This is a genomic window from Marininema halotolerans, assembly GCF_900116235.1.
Taxonomy (GTDB): Bacteria; Bacillota; Bacilli; order Thermoactinomycetales; family DSM-45169; genus Marininema; species Marininema halotolerans.
The window spans coordinates 261,216-277,230 of sequence record NZ_FPAA01000002.1 but is presented as its reverse complement, the minus strand read 5'-3'; the positions used below and the strand labels follow the sequence as shown (position 1 = coordinate 277,230).

At 44.7% G+C, this 16,015-nt stretch carries 19 protein-coding genes; 18 read left to right on the top strand and 1 reads right to left on the bottom strand.

Going from position 1 to position 16,015, the window contains the following annotated elements:
- Positions 1-68: 68 nt before the first annotated feature.
- The 9 genes from CHX35_RS03555 to ytxJ all read left to right on the top strand — a co-directional run bounded on the left by CHX35_RS03555 (position 69) and on the right by ytxJ (position 5,491).
- The gene (locus CHX35_RS03555; protein WP_091834026.1) at positions 69-761 is read left to right on the top strand and encodes a sporulation protein; all 693 of its coding nucleotides are present in this window, start codon (positions 69-71) and stop codon (positions 759-761) included.
- A 42-nt stretch (positions 762-803) separates the two neighbouring features.
- A complete protein-coding gene (locus tag CHX35_RS03550; RefSeq protein ID WP_091834023.1) occupies positions 804-1,232 on the top strand; it encodes a CoA-binding protein in 429 nt (142 codons plus the stop codon).
- Between the two features lie 124 nt (positions 1,233-1,356).
- Positions 1,357-1,539 (top strand): hypothetical protein, encoded by a 183-nt coding sequence (locus CHX35_RS03545; RefSeq protein WP_091834020.1) that lies wholly within the window; start codon positions 1,357-1,359, stop codon positions 1,537-1,539.
- Positions 1,540-1,701: 162 nt separating this feature from the next.
- A complete protein-coding gene (locus tag CHX35_RS03540; protein WP_091834018.1) occupies positions 1,702-2,217 on the top strand; it encodes a DUF3907 family protein in 516 nt (171 codons plus the stop codon).
- A 194-nt stretch (positions 2,218-2,411) separates the two neighbouring features.
- Positions 2,412-3,125, top strand: a complete 714-nt coding sequence (locus CHX35_RS03535; RefSeq protein WP_091834015.1) for a tetratricopeptide repeat protein — start codon at positions 2,412-2,414, stop codon at positions 3,123-3,125.
- A 314-nt stretch (positions 3,126-3,439) separates the two neighbouring features.
- Positions 3,440-3,832: a DUF309 domain-containing protein gene (locus tag CHX35_RS03530; protein WP_091834012.1), complete on the top strand. Its 393-nt coding sequence runs from the start codon at positions 3,440-3,442 to the stop codon at positions 3,830-3,832.
- 122 nt (positions 3,833-3,954) lie between these two features.
- Positions 3,955-4,539, top strand: a complete 585-nt coding sequence (locus tag CHX35_RS17970) for a hypothetical protein (RefSeq protein WP_091834009.1) — start codon at positions 3,955-3,957, stop codon at positions 4,537-4,539.
- 37 nt (positions 4,540-4,576) lie between these two features.
- Entirely contained in the window at positions 4,577-4,996 is a 420-nt protein-coding gene (locus tag CHX35_RS03520) for a hypothetical protein (RefSeq protein ID WP_091834006.1), read from the top strand.
- Between the two features lie 147 nt (positions 4,997-5,143).
- Entirely contained in the window at positions 5,144-5,491 is a 348-nt protein-coding gene (gene ytxJ / locus CHX35_RS03515; RefSeq protein WP_176391861.1) for a bacillithiol system redox-active protein YtxJ, read from the top strand.
- Positions 5,492-6,182: 691 nt separating this feature from the next.
- Here ytxJ and CHX35_RS17410 read toward each other — a convergent pair.
- Complete coding sequence (locus CHX35_RS17410) at positions 6,183-6,323, bottom strand: hypothetical protein (RefSeq protein WP_176391860.1); 141 nt, start codon at positions 6,321-6,323, stop codon at positions 6,183-6,185.
- 190 nt (positions 6,324-6,513) lie between these two features.
- On the opposite strand from CHX35_RS17410, the gene CHX35_RS03510 reads away from it, so the two are divergent.
- From CHX35_RS03510 to CHX35_RS03470, 9 genes are all read left to right on the top strand, one after another.
- Positions 6,514-6,795: a hypothetical protein gene (locus tag CHX35_RS03510; protein WP_140413536.1), complete on the top strand. Its 282-nt coding sequence runs from the start codon at positions 6,514-6,516 to the stop codon at positions 6,793-6,795.
- A gap of 107 nt (positions 6,796-6,902) precedes the next feature.
- A complete protein-coding gene (locus tag CHX35_RS03505; RefSeq protein WP_091834000.1) occupies positions 6,903-8,528 on the top strand; it encodes an FAD-dependent oxidoreductase in 1,626 nt (541 codons plus the stop codon).
- Between the two features lie 730 nt (positions 8,529-9,258).
- Positions 9,259-10,221 (top strand): 2,3-diaminopropionate biosynthesis protein SbnA, encoded by a 963-nt coding sequence (gene sbnA / locus CHX35_RS03500; protein WP_091833997.1) that lies wholly within the window; start codon positions 9,259-9,261, stop codon positions 10,219-10,221.
- Positions 10,222-10,294: 73 nt separating this feature from the next.
- Positions 10,295-11,260, top strand: a complete 966-nt coding sequence (locus tag CHX35_RS03495) for a 2,3-diaminopropionate biosynthesis protein SbnB (RefSeq protein ID WP_091833994.1) — start codon at positions 10,295-10,297, stop codon at positions 11,258-11,260.
- Positions 11,261-11,274: 14 nt separating this feature from the next.
- Complete coding sequence (locus CHX35_RS03490; RefSeq protein ID WP_091833991.1) at positions 11,275-12,093, top strand: ParB N-terminal domain-containing protein; 819 nt, start codon at positions 11,275-11,277, stop codon at positions 12,091-12,093.
- Positions 12,094-12,202: 109 nt separating this feature from the next.
- Positions 12,203-12,466 carry an acyl carrier protein gene (locus CHX35_RS03485; RefSeq protein ID WP_091833988.1) on the top strand — a complete coding sequence of 88 codons (264 nt, stop codon included), beginning with the start codon at positions 12,203-12,205 and terminating at the stop codon, positions 12,464-12,466.
- Complete coding sequence (locus tag CHX35_RS03480; RefSeq protein ID WP_091833985.1) at positions 12,463-13,608, top strand: acyl-CoA dehydrogenase family protein; 1,146 nt, start codon at positions 12,463-12,465, stop codon at positions 13,606-13,608. Before CHX35_RS03485 ends, CHX35_RS03480 begins: the two co-directional genes overlap by 4 nt.
- On the top strand, positions 13,608-14,765 hold the full coding sequence (locus CHX35_RS03475; protein WP_091833982.1) for a GNAT family N-acetyltransferase: 1,158 nt from the start codon (positions 13,608-13,610) through the stop codon (positions 14,763-14,765). Before CHX35_RS03480 ends, CHX35_RS03475 begins: the two co-directional genes overlap by 1 nt.
- Positions 14,765-15,997 carry an ACP S-malonyltransferase gene (locus CHX35_RS03470; RefSeq protein ID WP_091833979.1) on the top strand — a complete coding sequence of 411 codons (1,233 nt, stop codon included), beginning with the start codon at positions 14,765-14,767 and terminating at the stop codon, positions 15,995-15,997. Before CHX35_RS03475 ends, CHX35_RS03470 begins: the two co-directional genes overlap by 1 nt.
- The last annotated feature ends 18 nt before the right edge of the window (positions 15,998-16,015 follow it).

Here is a 16,015-nt window from a genome sequence, read left to right as displayed (position 1 = left end):
CAGGTTTTTGTTGCGTGTAGAAAAGAGATCCATTTTAATAAAAAGGAGGATAGAGAAGAGGTGAATGAATGGATTTTGGAAATGTGTTGGTTCGAATAGGGATAGGTGCAACGACAGTGGACGCACGCTTAGAAAAGGCAGAATACATTCAAGGAGAAATTTTACGTGGATACATATTGGTTCGTGGCGGTAAATCCATTCAACATATTGAACGAATGTATCTTTATCTAGCAGCAACGACTGGGGAGATGATTGATCGCTTTTCATTGGAAGGGGGGTTTATGATAGCGCCAGGCGAAGAAAAGCGTATCCCCTTTGAACATCCATTGCCTTCGTACATACCAATTACGACTTCCCGTTCTGAATGGGTTCTTCGAACAGGGGCGGATATTGATATGGCAATTGACCCAAGCGATCAAGATCGTATTCGAATTCTCCCCTCACCCGAATTAAAACTGATGTTCCGCTTGTTAAAAAGTGGAGGATTTGAGCCGATATACTGTGGGGATAAAATGGTTAAGGAACATGGGAAATTTGTTCAAGTTTTCGATTATTCTCCGCCAGCTTCTTGGAAAGCCTCTATTCGGCAACTCGAATTAAAAGTGCTTGGTAACGGTTTTTTTACAATGGAGCTGATCAGAAGAGAACTGAGAAATGAACTAGAGACCCGTATTCCCGTTGCGGTTACTGAGGATGATATGAAGGATACGGGGGTAAGCCTTTTTCATCGTTTGATTGCCAGAGTGAAGGAAATAATATAACAAGGGCATAATCACGTAAAGTATCAGGAAGGAGTGCATTCCATGATTGAAAATCCAGGAGATGAACAAATCCGCCAACTTTTAAGTGAGGCGAAAAATATTGCCGTAGTTGGATTGTCAGCCAATCCTGAACGAACTAGCCATATGATTGCGAAAGCTCTTCAAGCGGTAGGTTATCGTATTTTCCCCGTCAATCCCACGTTAAGTGAGCCGGTCTTAGGGGAAAAGCCTTACGCATCGGTTAAGGAAATTCCAGAACCCATTGATATCGTCGATGTATTTCGGCGCAGTGAGCATTGTTATCCAGTTGCCCAAGATGCCGTGGAAGCAGGTGCCAAAACACTCTGGTTACAACAGGGAATTATTAATGAAGAAGCGGCAGCCCTTGCAAAAGAAGCGGGCTTGAATGTGATTATGGATCGGTGTATTAAGGTGGACCATGCGATCCTTCTTCGAGGAGGTAGGCAATAGAAGAGCCCTTTTTTTATTTGGGTGATTCGGGTTGACAATTTGGGTAATGGTGGAAACATAATATATGATACAAGGACCATAAGAAGTAGCCAAGTACCTATCTTTTTCATAAGGGGTGATGGCAGTGGAAACGATGAAACTCTCCACCTTGATCCTGACCGTCTCTCCCGAACTGTATGAATTGCTACGAGACGTTGAGTTAGATTCTGAGGTGATTGTTTCCAATATCCAGGCGATCAATCGTGAAGATGTGAGTGAGATTATTGTTCAGGCGATTGAGCATCATCATTGTCCCCCTTATCATTAAAGGATAAAGAATCGCCTCTATCGTAATACACGATAGGGGCGATTGCTGTTTAAAAATCCCCACAAAAATTGCTTGGCTAGTATCGACGCTTTTTCCTGAATCATGCTATACTGGCATTGGATTTTGGAGCTAGGTTGTAATTCAAGGGGGTACTTGAAGGTTATGCCTCAAGAGCAGACGAAAGATCTTTGCAAACTGACCCGGGATAAGCTGTCCGAGGCAAGTCGGATGTTGGAAGATTTCCTTGATTATGTTCATTTACCAAAGTTGATGGAAGAAAGTGAACAAGGAAAATCTCAAGAACGATTTCTAAAAGAATATCTTTCTGATTTACGACGGTTGTCCGTAACCTGTGAGCAGGGATATGAAAAAGTGAGTCTAGTCTTGCGAAGGGCTAAATTTAATGAGGATTTTGCGGAAAAGGTACTCAATGAAGTGGTTCACACATGTATTTACAATTTCTATTATCCCAAAAATGAGGTGTACGAAGAGGATGGACGTTATTCATACACCAATCATGATGCGATCCAATTTCGTGAAGAACCTCCACAATCCTTAAAAACGATTACCTTTCAATTATCCAAGCTATTTGAAGTGCTACGTGATGAATTAGAGTATTATGAGACCGATTATATTACACGAATTCGCATGCAAACCAAGCGTATAGGCAGCTCTTGATAATAAAAGATTATCCTTGAATAAACAGAAAATCAGCACAAAAAAAAGAGCAAAAAACCTGCTCTTTTTTTTGTGAAGTTCTTGTCGAAAAAACGTGACAAAATATGTCGAATAGGATAAAATCGAATCGTTGATGGGTCGGTACCTCAATGATCTTCATGCATCAGCAGGAAGAAAGAGGAGGAGGAATCGATATGAACGGTGTAGAGACAGTAGTAAATCCTTCGGATGAACAAGAAATGTTACACATGGAAGCAGAAAGTATGATGAATTCCAGAGTGTCGGAATGTTATGAATTAGCAAACGATTTTGTTGCCAATAACCAATATATTGAGGCGGCAGCTGCTGTTGAGGAATTGTTAATGATCGAACCTTCTCATCGTGAGGGTTTGGTATTAAATGTTCGTATTCAAGAGCTATTAGGGAAGCATGAAGGGATTCAGGCAGCCTATTTTAAGATGTTTGAGAATTATCCAGATCGACAAGTGGCTTATCGTGAATTTGGGCAGTTTTTGCGCTTAGCAGATCGCATTCCGAATCAAGTGGAAAATCAACTGTTGAATTGTTTAGCCATTCAGCCGCAGGATGGTTTTGCTCATGTCTTACTCGCGGATGTATACAGTCGGACGAAGCGTGTACGCCAAGCACTTCTTCACTTGGAAATTGCCGTTCGGTACCCGCTTGAGGATGAAGGTTTTCATGATTTAGTCGTTCGTCTGCTTCAACGTTTTCATGAAGAAGGAACAGATACCTCGATGGTTCGGCTTACATTGGTATCCAATGTAGGAAACCGAGGTCGTAGTCATTTTAAACGCGCGATGCGAGCGCAACAAAAGGGAGATCGCACTCGACCTGCCCTATCTCGAATGATCCAACGTGTATGGTTTAAAAGCCGAGCGGCGAAGTAATATAGGAAATACACCGGTTAGTAAGGAATCTTCAAAAAACTGAAGTCCTTATATCGACAAATTTCGAACATTATGTTATAATGAGACATGCAAGCAAGGCTGACCTCCTTGTTTGCTACCACGCTTCTTAACTCCTTAATCTTGACCCTCTTTCATGTGGCCAGGCAAATCCTGGTCTTTTTCTTTGTGTTGAAAAGGGTCATTTCTTTACGGAGTTCCCGATTACTTGTCGAATAAAACCTCCTTGGTGACAAATATTTTCTAAAAGGGTTCCTGATAGAAACCATAATAATGAAGGGAGTTGAAAAATTATCATGGTAAATCCTCTATATCTCGCATTTTTTCAACGGTATCATGAACAAGAATATTGGGAAGCACACGAAGTGTTAGAAGAGTTATGGCAAACACAAAGGGATAATCATTTTTACCACGGATTAATCCAAGTGGCAGCGATCATGCATCAACTTCTCCGAGGAAAAGTACGGGGGGCAAGGAAGCTAGCGACGACAGCCAAGGGGTATTTTTCTCCCTTTCCTTCTTATCATGAAGGCGTTGACCTCGGGAGTGTACGTCAGTGGCTTGACCATTGTTTACGTACATTACCTGAAAATATTTCGTTCATGGATCCGGAAGAAGTAAACAAGCTGAGTCTTTCCATATGCCCTTTACCCACACCAGGGGAATTAAGGCAAATCCATTGTACTTGAAAAGTTGAACCGTACAAGGGGTCAGTGACAAACACTGATCTTTTTTTCTATGTCCAGAAGGCACCTTTTTATCTCGAGCCCATAAAATATAACGATAGAAAGGATTCAAAGGAGGGTTCGGTATGAAAGGGCGCTGTTGGACACAGGAAGAGGATCGACTGTTGGCGGAAACAGTTCTCCAATGGGTCCGAGAAGGAGGTAATCAGCTGGATGCCTTCGCAGAGGTAGGGCGCATGATCAACCGGACTGCAGGTGCTTGTGGTTTTCGGTGGAACGCTGTAGTCCGCAAACGGGAAGAAGAAGCTTTCCGTCAAGCAAAGCAGGAACGGGTTGCGAGTCAATTAAAACGTAAGCGAGAAAATTATTTCTCGATGCGGGATGTGGTGAGTCAATTAAAGGAGTTTGAGGGAGAGTATCGTAATCAAAAAGAACAGCTACGTAGTTTAGAAAAAGTAAAGAAAGATAAGGATCGTCTCCTGAGGGAAGCTATCTTAGAGAATCGGCGATTACAGGAACATTGGTACTCATTCCAACAGTTTCAAGAGGAGATCAAGGATCGTTATACGCGACTGTTAAAGTTATTGGAGACTGCCCGTGTAGCTGAATATGAAGAGGATGAAGAAGGGGAGGAGCTCGAATCCTCTGGGAGTGCGGATGTTGTAAAAGGGAGGGCAACGGTGGATACGGAACGGGAAACCCATTCATAAGATACGTTAGAGTCGGAACAGGAAGAAGGTGCATAGCTTGTCCCGTTCCTGGAACGAAGAAGATGATCGGATGTTATTTTACTGGGTGATGACTTGTAAGCGATTAGGGATGTCTAGGAACAGGACTTTTGTGACAGCTTCCCAAAAATTGGGGCGGAATGAAGAGGAGTGTCTTTTAAGATGGAAGGATCTTTCCTCGCGCGAGGTGAATCCGCCTTCCTACCTCAATCAAAATTGGGCGGAGTTAAACGGCGAGCCCCTTTCTATGCGGGAGCGCGTACAACGGTTGGAAGATAAAATTCATGCCAGTCAAATGCAGGTCGAACAGCTTCTCAAAGAAAATCGCAAACTCCGTGAAGAGATGAAATTTTTTGAAATGTTGTTACTTGAGGAGTATCAGCTTTTAGTGACATTATTAGATAGGAAGAAATCAAAAGCGAAAATACATGGATTCTAAATCATAGAAGAGGACTTTTCGATGACTAATCCCCGTGTGGGATTTTTTGTTTTGCTTTGGTGAGTTGAAATGGGGGAAAATAGAAGTGGATTCATTCAATTGCCAACGTTTCCATGAAGATGGAGTGGCATCAGAAGGAGAGGATCGATGATGGAATGGAAAGAAATAACCACCCTGGATGAATGGCAAGGATATCTTGCTCAGTCAAAGGAACAACCCCTTTTAGTGATGAAACATAGTACGCGTTGTCCTGTGAGTGCCGATGCATGGAAAGAGTGTGAAGCGTTTATCAAGGGGGTTCCTTCTAAGGGAGTGAACTATCTGCTTGTGAAGGTGATTGAATCGAGGGAGGTTTCAAATCAGATTGCTCAAGATCTTCATGTACAGCATAAATCTCCCCAAACCATCCTGGTGAAAAACGGTGAGTCGATATGGAATACGTCCCATTGGCATATTACCAAGGATTCACTTACTGAGGCAGTAACCCCGTTATAAAAAAAAGAAACCCCCATCTGGGGGTTTTTGCTAGCAAATCAGGGCGAAGATCGTGGCTACAACAAGTAAGAAGAGTAAAAGCCGGCGTAGACCAAATCCACCGTATCCGTAACCATAAGCGTAGCTCATTGATTATTCCTCCTTTAAGAAATGTAATGGTTTCACAAGACAAAGGATCCACCCGTAAGGGGTAAGCAGGGTTCAAATGGGTGGGGTCGCCCTTCTTCTTGTGAGAAGTTCTAGGTTATTTCGACATGAAACCTAGCAAATCAATGCGAAGATGGTGGCGACAACGAGCAGAAAGATGAGGAGACGGCGCAGACCGAATCCGCCATAACCATAACCGTAGCCGTAGCTCATGGTTCCACCCCCTTTCAAAGGTATGTTTGGGAGAGGGTTGGTCTCTCCGCCCCCAGATGCGTTTCCTTCCTGGAGTAGTCTTCATGATCAGGGGTAGGAATGTAAGGAGGCTCCACAGTGAGCAGGATTGAGGGAAGTGTTTCGTGCGAGACGAACCACTACGCAGCAGAAGCTTGGAGGGAATGAGCTTTGCGTGTTATCGGCAGTGGTGACAGATTCTTTGCGGCGTCTTCCTTTTCACTCGGATGGTACAAATTATGCGGCAGGCATTTGATGTGTACAGGCGGATATCCCTGCCCGGGAAAATGGTTGTTCGTCTATGTCTTCCTCTTTAGTCCAATGCACCCACATACCAAAAAATTGTGGGGATGATTAAAAGAAAGAGAAGAAGTCGATTTAATCCTAAAGGACAGTCGACAACATACCCTCCTCTATCGCCACCATAGCCATCGTAACCACAGTTATCCCACACGATTCTCCATCCTTTCAATTGATGTGGCTTCGATCAATCATTTCTTCTCCATTACCTTATTCGATCATGGCTGGAATGGATAAGGAGATTGGCCCAATTTCGAATCATCCTGGACGCTTGCCCGCCCCCCCACTTGCATGCTGACATATGGTGGAGGGAGCGAAGCTAAGATCCCGGGGGGATGAAGATGGTGGGTAAAGGACCAAACCATAAGGAAATGACACAGTTGATTAATACGATGATGGGGCAAAACGTCTTAACAGAAAAACAGCTGGGTCAGATTTTAGAGGGTGCGAGGCGGGCAAATGAGCGGGGAGGAATGAGTTCTGTCCTCGACTATTTGATGAAAGTGACCCAAGCGGATGTCGATAAGGATGAGCTGACGGAGTTCGCTGATTCTGTTCGAACCAATCCTCAAGTGGGAATGGATTTGCTAAATGGGAAAAGAGGAATACCCAAAAATAAGGATTAAAAAAGACCGACGGGTTATCCCGTCGGTCTTTTTGATCGATGGGTATAACGAAGGGCAGAGGCGTGAAAATTACTGAGGAGAATAATTGGTAAAAAGGAGGATTAACCATGCAAAAGAAGAGAGGCAAAATAGGTGCACTACCGCTTCTGCCTGAATCTTACTGGATCAATTCAAATGAATGGCCTCGTTTTTCTTCATTAAGTGAAAATATCCATACACAGATCATTGTCATTGGTGGAGGCATTACAGGAATCACAACGGCATACTTGCTCGCGAAGTCAGGTTGTAAAGTTGTATTAATCGATGGAGATCGACTTTTCCATGGTACAACGGGTCATACCACGGCTAAAATTACAGCGCAACATGGTTTTATTTATCATGACTTAATCCGCCAGCTGGGGACGGAGAAAGCAAAGCAATACTATCAAGCGAACATGGAAGCAAAGAAATTTATCGAACAGCAGATTAAGGAAAAGAAAATATCCTGTGAATTTCGTGAGGAAAAAGCGTTTCTATATGCCATGAATGAATCCAGTCGAAGGAAGATTGAGCAAGAAAACCATGCATATCAGCGATTGGGGATAGATGGTCAAGCGACGGATCAGCTTCCCTTGGGCATCGACTCTTACGGGGCGGTTGTGATGAATAAACAAGCTCAATTTCACCCCCTTGCGTATCTAACGGAGTTGGTTTCGAACATGGTGAGGGAGGGGGTACAGATCTATGAGAATACCAAGGCCGTTGATATCGTCGAGGGGTCATCGCCAGAAGTCATCGTAGAAAACGGGAGAAAGATTACAGGAGACCAAATTATTATCGCTTCGCACTTTCCTTTTTATGATGGGGGTGGGCTTTATTTTACACGATTAAAAGCCGTACGTTCCTATGTATTAGCCCTCCGTGGGAAGACAAGGGATGTAGGGGGAATGTATATTAGCGCTGATGATCCCGTTCGATCCATCCGATCAGTTCATTGGCAGGATGAATCCCTAATTTTTGTGGGTGGTGAAAGTCATCAGACGGGGCAAGGCATCGACACGATGAATCATTATGAAGCCTTGGCACAGTACGCAGAAAAGATCTTTGGTGAGGCAACGATTGCTTATCGTTGGTCAGCACAAGACTTAACTTCCTTGGATCAGGTACCCTATATTGGATCGATTACTGCTGGAAAACCAAACATCTACATTGCTACGGGTTATCGAAAATGGGGAATGACTCAAGGGACAATCGCAGCTACTTTGTTATCGGATCAAGTGTTGGGTCGGGATAATTCATATACGGAATTGTATACGCCGTCACGATTCCGTGTAAATCCGAGCGTGAAGCAGGTTACTTTGCAAGGATTAGACGTAGCTGCCCATCTTCTGAAAGGAAAACTTGAAATTCCCACGGCTTCATTGACGGAGATTGGGAAGGATGAGGCTGCCGTAGTCGTGCTCGGAGGGGATCGAACGGGGGCCTATCGAGATAGGGAAGGGACACTTCATCTGGTGGATACAACCTGTACCCATCTAGGGTGTGAAGTGGAATGGAATGATGGGGATCGAACATGGGATTGTCCCTGTCATGGTTCTCGTTTCTCCTTTACGGGTGACGTGATCGAAGGGCCTGCGAAAAAACCACTTATGCGATTGGGTCATTTTGATGGTGACCGAGAGGTTATTTTTACACCTGAACTCGATGCTAAAAAAACAGGTGGTCAGGAAGACGCCGAATTGCCATCATCGTGATAGTCAGGGGAGTGAGTGGGTCTCCCTTATCTGTAGCTTTTAGAAAAAGTACCATGAGCATTTCCTTCGGCCATCAGACGAGGAAGGGAGTGCACGGATCCGGTGACGTTATAAAGATCGATGAAAAGTAAAAAACATGCCGCTAGGGTGAGCTACGGTCGACTACAAGATGACCGTGGCCCCCCTTGGGGGCATATCCTTTCATAGCTTTATGATATTTATAAAATATTAATCAAATACAAGGAAAAGGTTTAATGCTAACCGATACAATAAAGGTGGAAATTTTTATAGGGTTATCGTCTCATACATTTCTCATATCATACGTCTTTAATCAGATCGCTTTTGCCTTAGGACCATTGCTTTCCTAACATATAATCCTTCTAAAGGGTAGAGGAGTGCTTCGATTTATAATCCTACTATCCATGTGGGACTGGTAGTATTGGCATTATTATATTATTTTTTACATTCAGAAGGGAATCAATTTTTTTTGGAGAATATAATTTTTTAGTGTGAGAACCTGAGTGAACATCGATTTGCATTGTCTGAAGTGGTGTCGGTGTCGTGAATTTACGGCAGTGAGTTTGGGCTATGTGGTTCTTTCTATCTCTCTATTTTCATTAATAAAAGAAATAGAAAAATACCGAATAGAAATAACTATTCGAATCATCGCATTTATTGGCGGGTTGGCAGAGAATCGAGGGCTAAATCTTTCATTTTGCGGGAGACGCATATGATTAACAAACTACATCAAGCACGCGCTTTTATTGGTAACACGCCGCTAATCCAATTAGAGAATAAGCGTATAGAAATGTTTGCGAAGTTAGAGTATCACAATTTGATGAACAGTATAAAAGTACGACCAGCCTATCACATACTGAAAACTGCGATACAAAAGGGTGAAATTACGTCGAAAACGACAGTGATTGAATCATCATCCGGAAATTTTGGGATTGCACTTGCTGCGTTGTGTAAACAACTTCAAATTAAGTTTATCCCAGTGATTGATGCCAACATTAATAGTGCCTATGAAGATATACTCTACGCCCTTTCCTATCGTGTGGAAAAAGTGACGGAACGAGATGGGACAGGCGGCTATCTATTAAATCGCTTGCAAAGGGTAGAAGAGCTATTACAGAAAACACCTCATTCATACTGGCCTAATCAGTATGAAAATCCGCTTAATTATGAATCTCACTACTATGGATTGGGTAGTGAGATTGCTCATCACTTCGAAACCTTGGATTATGCGTTTATCGGGGTGAGCACAGGTGGGACGATTGCGGGGATTTCTCAACGTTTGAAGGAGAAATTCCCCCATATCAAAATCGTTGCTGTTGATTTGGTGGGGTCCGTCATTTTTGGTGGGCCACCAAAGATGCGTCATATTCCTGGTATTGGTGCAAGTATGGTGCCCAAACAAATCGAACGTGCGTTGATTGATGATGTGGTGATGGTGGAAGAACTCGATGCAATTAGGGGTTGTCATCGATTATTTGAAGAGCATGGTGTGTTTGCTGGTGGTTCTTCGGGGAGTTGTTATCACGCGATCCATTGCTATTTTTCTAAGATGGAACTGGCTCAGCGTCCAAAGGTGGTCTTTCTATGCCCAGATGGCGGAACCGCCTATGTCAAAACGGTCTATAACGACGAGTGGGTTGCACATTTACGACAAAAAGAGCATGTGACGAATTAACTGCAAAGTAGTTTCTGCTCGTTTTTAGCGATGGTTGCTGCTAATTGATCGTTATGAAAAAAAGGAGAAAACAATGCTTTATTTAAATACTGAAAACATTCAGTCCATTGGGATGGACTGGAGAGAAACCATCCACGTCATTGACCAGACGGTAAGGCATATCCAGCAGGGGGTTTATGACCAACCGATCAAACCCTATTTGCGATTTCCTGATCCTAGCAATCGGATTATCGCGATGCCAGCTTATATAGGTGCAGATATCAACATGGCGGGGATTAAATGGATTGCCTCCTTCCCCAAAAACATTGATCAGGGAATTCAACGTGCCCATTCCTTAACCATTTTGAATAATGCAGAGGATGGGCGTCCAGTTGCGATGGTAAATACAGCTCTTGTGAGTGGGGTTCGTACTGCATCCGTGACAGGTTTAATGATTCAAGAAGCGTTCAAAGTTCGTCCGTTACACCGGGTAAGTGTGGGGATTGTTGGCTTTGGACCCATTGGGCAGTTGCATTTGCAAATGATGACCTCACTGCTTAAGGAGTCGATCACAGAGGTTCGTTTGTATGATGTGCGAGACGTTGATCAGTCTGCAATACCTGCGGCGGTCTTGGATCGTACTCGCATAGTCAATACCTGGGAAGAAGCCTATGAAGGTGCTGATGTATTGATTACCTGTACGGTTTCTTCCAGGGGCTACATTGATAAACCGCCAAAGCAGGGTGCGCTACTCATAAATGTTTCGTTACGAGATTTCAAACCGACGATGCTAGACTACAATCTAGCCATCATTGTGGATCGTTGGGAAGAGGTATGTCGAGCCAATACAGATATTGAAGTCATGCATAAAGAACGGGGATTACAAAAAGAAGAGACGCTTTCACTTACGGATGTGGTGTGTAAGGAAGCCCTACAGAAGATTCCTGCTGATCAAGCGATTTATTTTAATCCGATGGGGATGGCTTCCTTTGATATCGCTATCGCAACGTATTATTACAGACAAGCTGGTGAAAAGGGTGTGGGTCAGACTCTTGTGTGAGGGTGTGATTGAAAATGAGTCAGGTAATCCAGGGGAGTCGGGGAGTTACAGATAATGATGTGATGACGACCTTAACGTTACTTCCCTCCGAGGCACTCTTGTTCCATGAAACCTATGAACAAAAACGATTGAATCGAGTGTGTCAATCGATGTTGGAAGAGGGTGTGATTCGCAACCCAGCACTCGCTATGAAGCTCCCTTCCGGTAAATATCTATTGCTTGATGGTGCTCACCGTGTGATGGCGATGAAGGAACTTGGCTGCAAGCGATTAGCCGTTCAAGTGGTTAGAGATGAGTGGGTGCGCTTAAGTGCTTGGAATCATCTTGTACCAAAAGGTGAATGGTGGAAATCGCTTTGCTGTGATCCATCGATCATCTGTGTAGAAATGAGAAGAGAAGGGCGCTTGCTTGCTTATGTGAAAGATACGGAGGGAAGGGAGGTTTTTCTGTACCCACGTGCTAGGGATCAACGCTTGATTACACACCTGACCGCGTGGCATCGGATTGTAAGCCAGTACCAACACGAGTGTATTGTGCAGCGGGTAGCGGATGGGGACGCGACACGAATGGGGGAGGGACAGATCTTATTCTCCTATCCGAAGTACACCTTAGACGAACTAAAATGGGTGGTGGAAAATGGTCATTTGATGCCCGCAGGCGTTACAAGAACGGTGGTCAACGGTCGACTTCTTAATTTGAACATTTCATTGGATCTCCTACAAGCCGAGTCCGTTGACCAAAGGCGTTGGGAGCAACTACAAGCAAGTTGGGCACGTCGATTGCGACTGTATACGGAACCGGTCTATATTTGCGAAGGCGGGGGAATCGATTAAATCGATGAAGTGACAGCCGATTGGTACAGTGGTTGGTGAGCGATTCGTCTCATGCCATTTTATAAAAGGGTGAGGGATCCTATTCATTATCAAGGAGGGTGTGAACAGCATGAGTACCCATGAAAAAATTCGTCATTATATCGAGAGTAATTTGGTTACCTTCGATGCTTCTGAAGCACCATTTACAGATGATGACAATATCTTTGAAAAGGGATTCTTAAATTCGATGTTTGCGATGCAGATGCTTACCTATATAGAAACGGAGTTCAACCTGACAGTGGACAATGATGATTTGGAACTAATCAATTTTTCCACGGTAAACAACATCGTAGGGCTTATTGAAAAGAAGCAAAGGGGAAGGTCCTCTGCATGAAAACGTTAACGGATGTACTTTCACAAGTGGAACAGTATGCCGCTGCGGAACTTCGGCCTCGTGCTGGAAGATTTGAAGCACAAGAAGCGATACCGCGTGAGGTGCTTCAAGGTCTTGCAAAGCATGGGATATTTGGTGCCACTCTTCCGACTATCTATGGCGGGCTGGCACTGGATCCGATCCAATATGGACAGCTGACTGAAATGGTCGGAAAGGCTTGTAATTCCGTGCGGGAACTGCTGACCGTTCATGTTTCACTTGTCGGAGAGTCGATCCTACGCTGGGGAACCGGGGAACAAAAGCAGTATTGGTTACCGAAAATGGCAACAGGGGAAGTCCTGGCGGCCTTTGCTTTAACGGAACCAGAAGTGGGCTCTGATGCGAATGGGATTGATTCATCCTATCGACAAGAGGGAGATCATTTTATCTTAAATGGTCGTAAAAAGTGGATTTCCTTCGGTGATTTGGCGGATCTCTACTTAGTCCTTGCATCCCGCGGAGATGAGATGACTGCTTTCCTTGTTGACTCTACCATGACAGGTGTCTCAACGACCAAGATGAGCAACTTGCTAGCAAGTAATGCGTCCCATCTCGCGGAAATCCACTTTCAGGATGTCGAGGTTCCTCTAGGGAACGTATTGGGGAGAGTAGGGGGCGGTTTTGCTTATGTGGTGAATTCAGCGCTGGATCATGGTCGGTATAGCATTGCCTGGGCAGGCGTTGCGATTGCCCAGGAAGCCTTGGATGGGATGGTGACTTACGGACGAACACGAAGGCAGGGGGGGCGGGTGATTGGTGCATACGCAGAAGTACAACAAATGATTGCAGAGGCGAGTGTCAATATTCACGCTTCCCGTGCCCTTTGTATTGCTGCTGGGCAAAAACGTAGGGATAAACATCCAGATGCGGTCATCGAAACGACAATGGCTAAATATTTTACCTCGAAAATGGCAATGAAGGTGGCGACCGATGCAGTACAAGTATTTGGCGGTAACGGTTTTTCTCGGGAATATCCAGTAGAGCGTCTGTTCCGTGAAGCAAAGGCGTTAGAAATCATCGAAGGAACTTCCCAAGTTCTTCAACCAGTCATTGCTCAGCATGCTCTTCGTACTTGTTACCAACAGGGGTGGTGGAGGGCGTGATGATTTATCCAATAGAACGGGATGACGTCAACTTTGAAAAAATGAAGGACCTCTATCAATCGTATCCTCGCCATCCAGTCATTCAGGGGATTTTAGCAGGTCATAACAATGGGCGTCTCTTTGTCGATCATCCAAAGAATCCGACCTGTGCGTTGCTATGGGCGGAACAAGAGATTTTTTATCTTCTTGGGGAGCCCAAGGAATCATTTGTAGCGGCCTTACCCACCTTTATCAAGGAAGTAATTGCCCCTGAAGCGATACGGATCGATGATCCATTTTTTCAGGTAGAGTTGTTGCCTGGGGGAAGGCACTCGTTACAGTGGCAATCCATCATCGAGGACCAGTTACAGGCATTTATCCCAAAACCCTATGATCGGGTGATGTTGACCTTTTCACCCGAACAATTTCGTCATCTTTCTTCCATTCCCATCCCGAATGGAATTCGGGTGGAGCGGATTACTACCGAGATGTTAACAACGGCTCCATATCAACAAGTTCGAGAGAGGGTTACTGATTTTTGGGTGACTTCCGAAGCGTTTATTGAGAAGGGCTTTGGTTATGTGGTGTGCCTTGAGGATGAGGTGGTCGGTTGTTGTTTGACTGCCTTTGCCACGGAGACGGATGTAGAGGTTGGGGTTGAGACCTATCATCGTGCCCACCGTGGAAAAGGATACGGGGAATTAGTCACCCGAGCTTTCCTCGAAACTTGCTTAGAAGAGGGGCGGATTCCTCATTGGAAAACCGAGGATTTCCGATTGCCGTCGATAAAACTAGCGCAAAAGGTTGGATTTATTCATCCACAAAGGGTACAAGCCTATGTGTTTTTGTATAACGAACGGGATAATTTCGTATTTACTGCCTATCACCGCCTGCGTTATACAGGGGATGATGTGAAGGCAGAGCATTATATAGATGAAGCCATGCGTCTTGGGAAACTAAAAGGGTGGCATCACTTTTTACTCGCCTGTGGCTATTCATTGGCAAAGAAGACGGAAAAATCATACTCCCATATGGTACGAGCACTTGATTTGGGTTGGCGGAACCTTTCGGATATCCGATATGATCTTGATCTGATTCATCTTCGTCATACGAAAAGGGGGCAAATGTTACTGGAAGCCTTTGAAAGGGACTTGGGTAACGAAAGGGAGGGGACATGATGACAAAGATCGTATGGATGTTCCCGGGAGTGGGTTCCCATTACTCGGGGATGGGTCAGTATTTTTACAAACACTTTAAAATTGCCCAGGAAACCTTTCAAGAAGCAAGTGATACGTTAGGGATCGATATGGTAAGCCTTTGTATGGATAAATCCCGTCGTCAGGATTTAAATACGTTGGAACATTCACAGACTGCATTGGTCACAACGAGTATGGCGGCGGTTCGTGTGTTTGAACAGGAGATTGGATTAACCCCCGATGCCATGCTTGGATATTCCCTCGGTGAGTATACGGCTCTTTGTGCATCCGGGGTGATCGCATTCGCTGATGGTTTGAAATTGGTACACAAGCGAGGATTGATCGTCAGCCAATATGCCTCCTCGATTGATGGCACGATGGCATGGGTCAACAACCTTGACCCCGAGAAGGTGGAACAACTTTGTACAGAGGTGACCCAAGCAGGAGAAGCGGTATATCTGTCTGCTTATGATACGCCGCAAAAGACCTCCATCTCAGGATCACTTGCGGGGATTCGTCTTGCGGGGGAGAAGGTGGTAGAGCGCGGGGGGATCCCCATCCCCCTGAAAATGAGTGGACCTTTTCACTCCCCATTGATGAAACCAGCGGCGGAGCGTTATCGCGAACAACTCGTAGGCATCAAGATACATTCACCGAAGGTGCCAGTGATCGCAAATCGGAATGGACTCCCTTATGGGGATAGAGAAAGCGTGTTGGACAATCTATCACGACAACTAGTGGAACCCGTGCGATGGCTTGATTCCCTTCAGTATTTACTTGATGGGGGGATGAGGATAGCGATAGAGATGGGTCCAAAGGATGTGCTCAAGTATCTACTTCATGCAGTTGATCCCCACCCGATGATCCTCAACTACGAGAAGGAAAAAGATGTACAGAAGACAAATGAGGCGCTTGTCGTACAAGAAACCGATTATAAAGATGTAATTACCCAGTGTTTAGCGATCGTCGCCGGCACACGAAATTATAGTACCGATTGGCTGGATTATGAGGATCGTGTCGTAGGTCCTTTTCATCAGGTTCAGCAACGCGTTGAAGAATGGACTCTCTCAAATACTTCCCCAACCAAGCATGACGTACAAGTCGCCCTACTAATGATGCGAGAAGCACTCAGGGCGAAGCGGATTCGCGAAGAGGAACGGGATCATCATTTGCAAAGGGCTCTGAAGAACAAAGTGTTTCAAACTCATGGATAAATTCGCAAGGGGAGATGC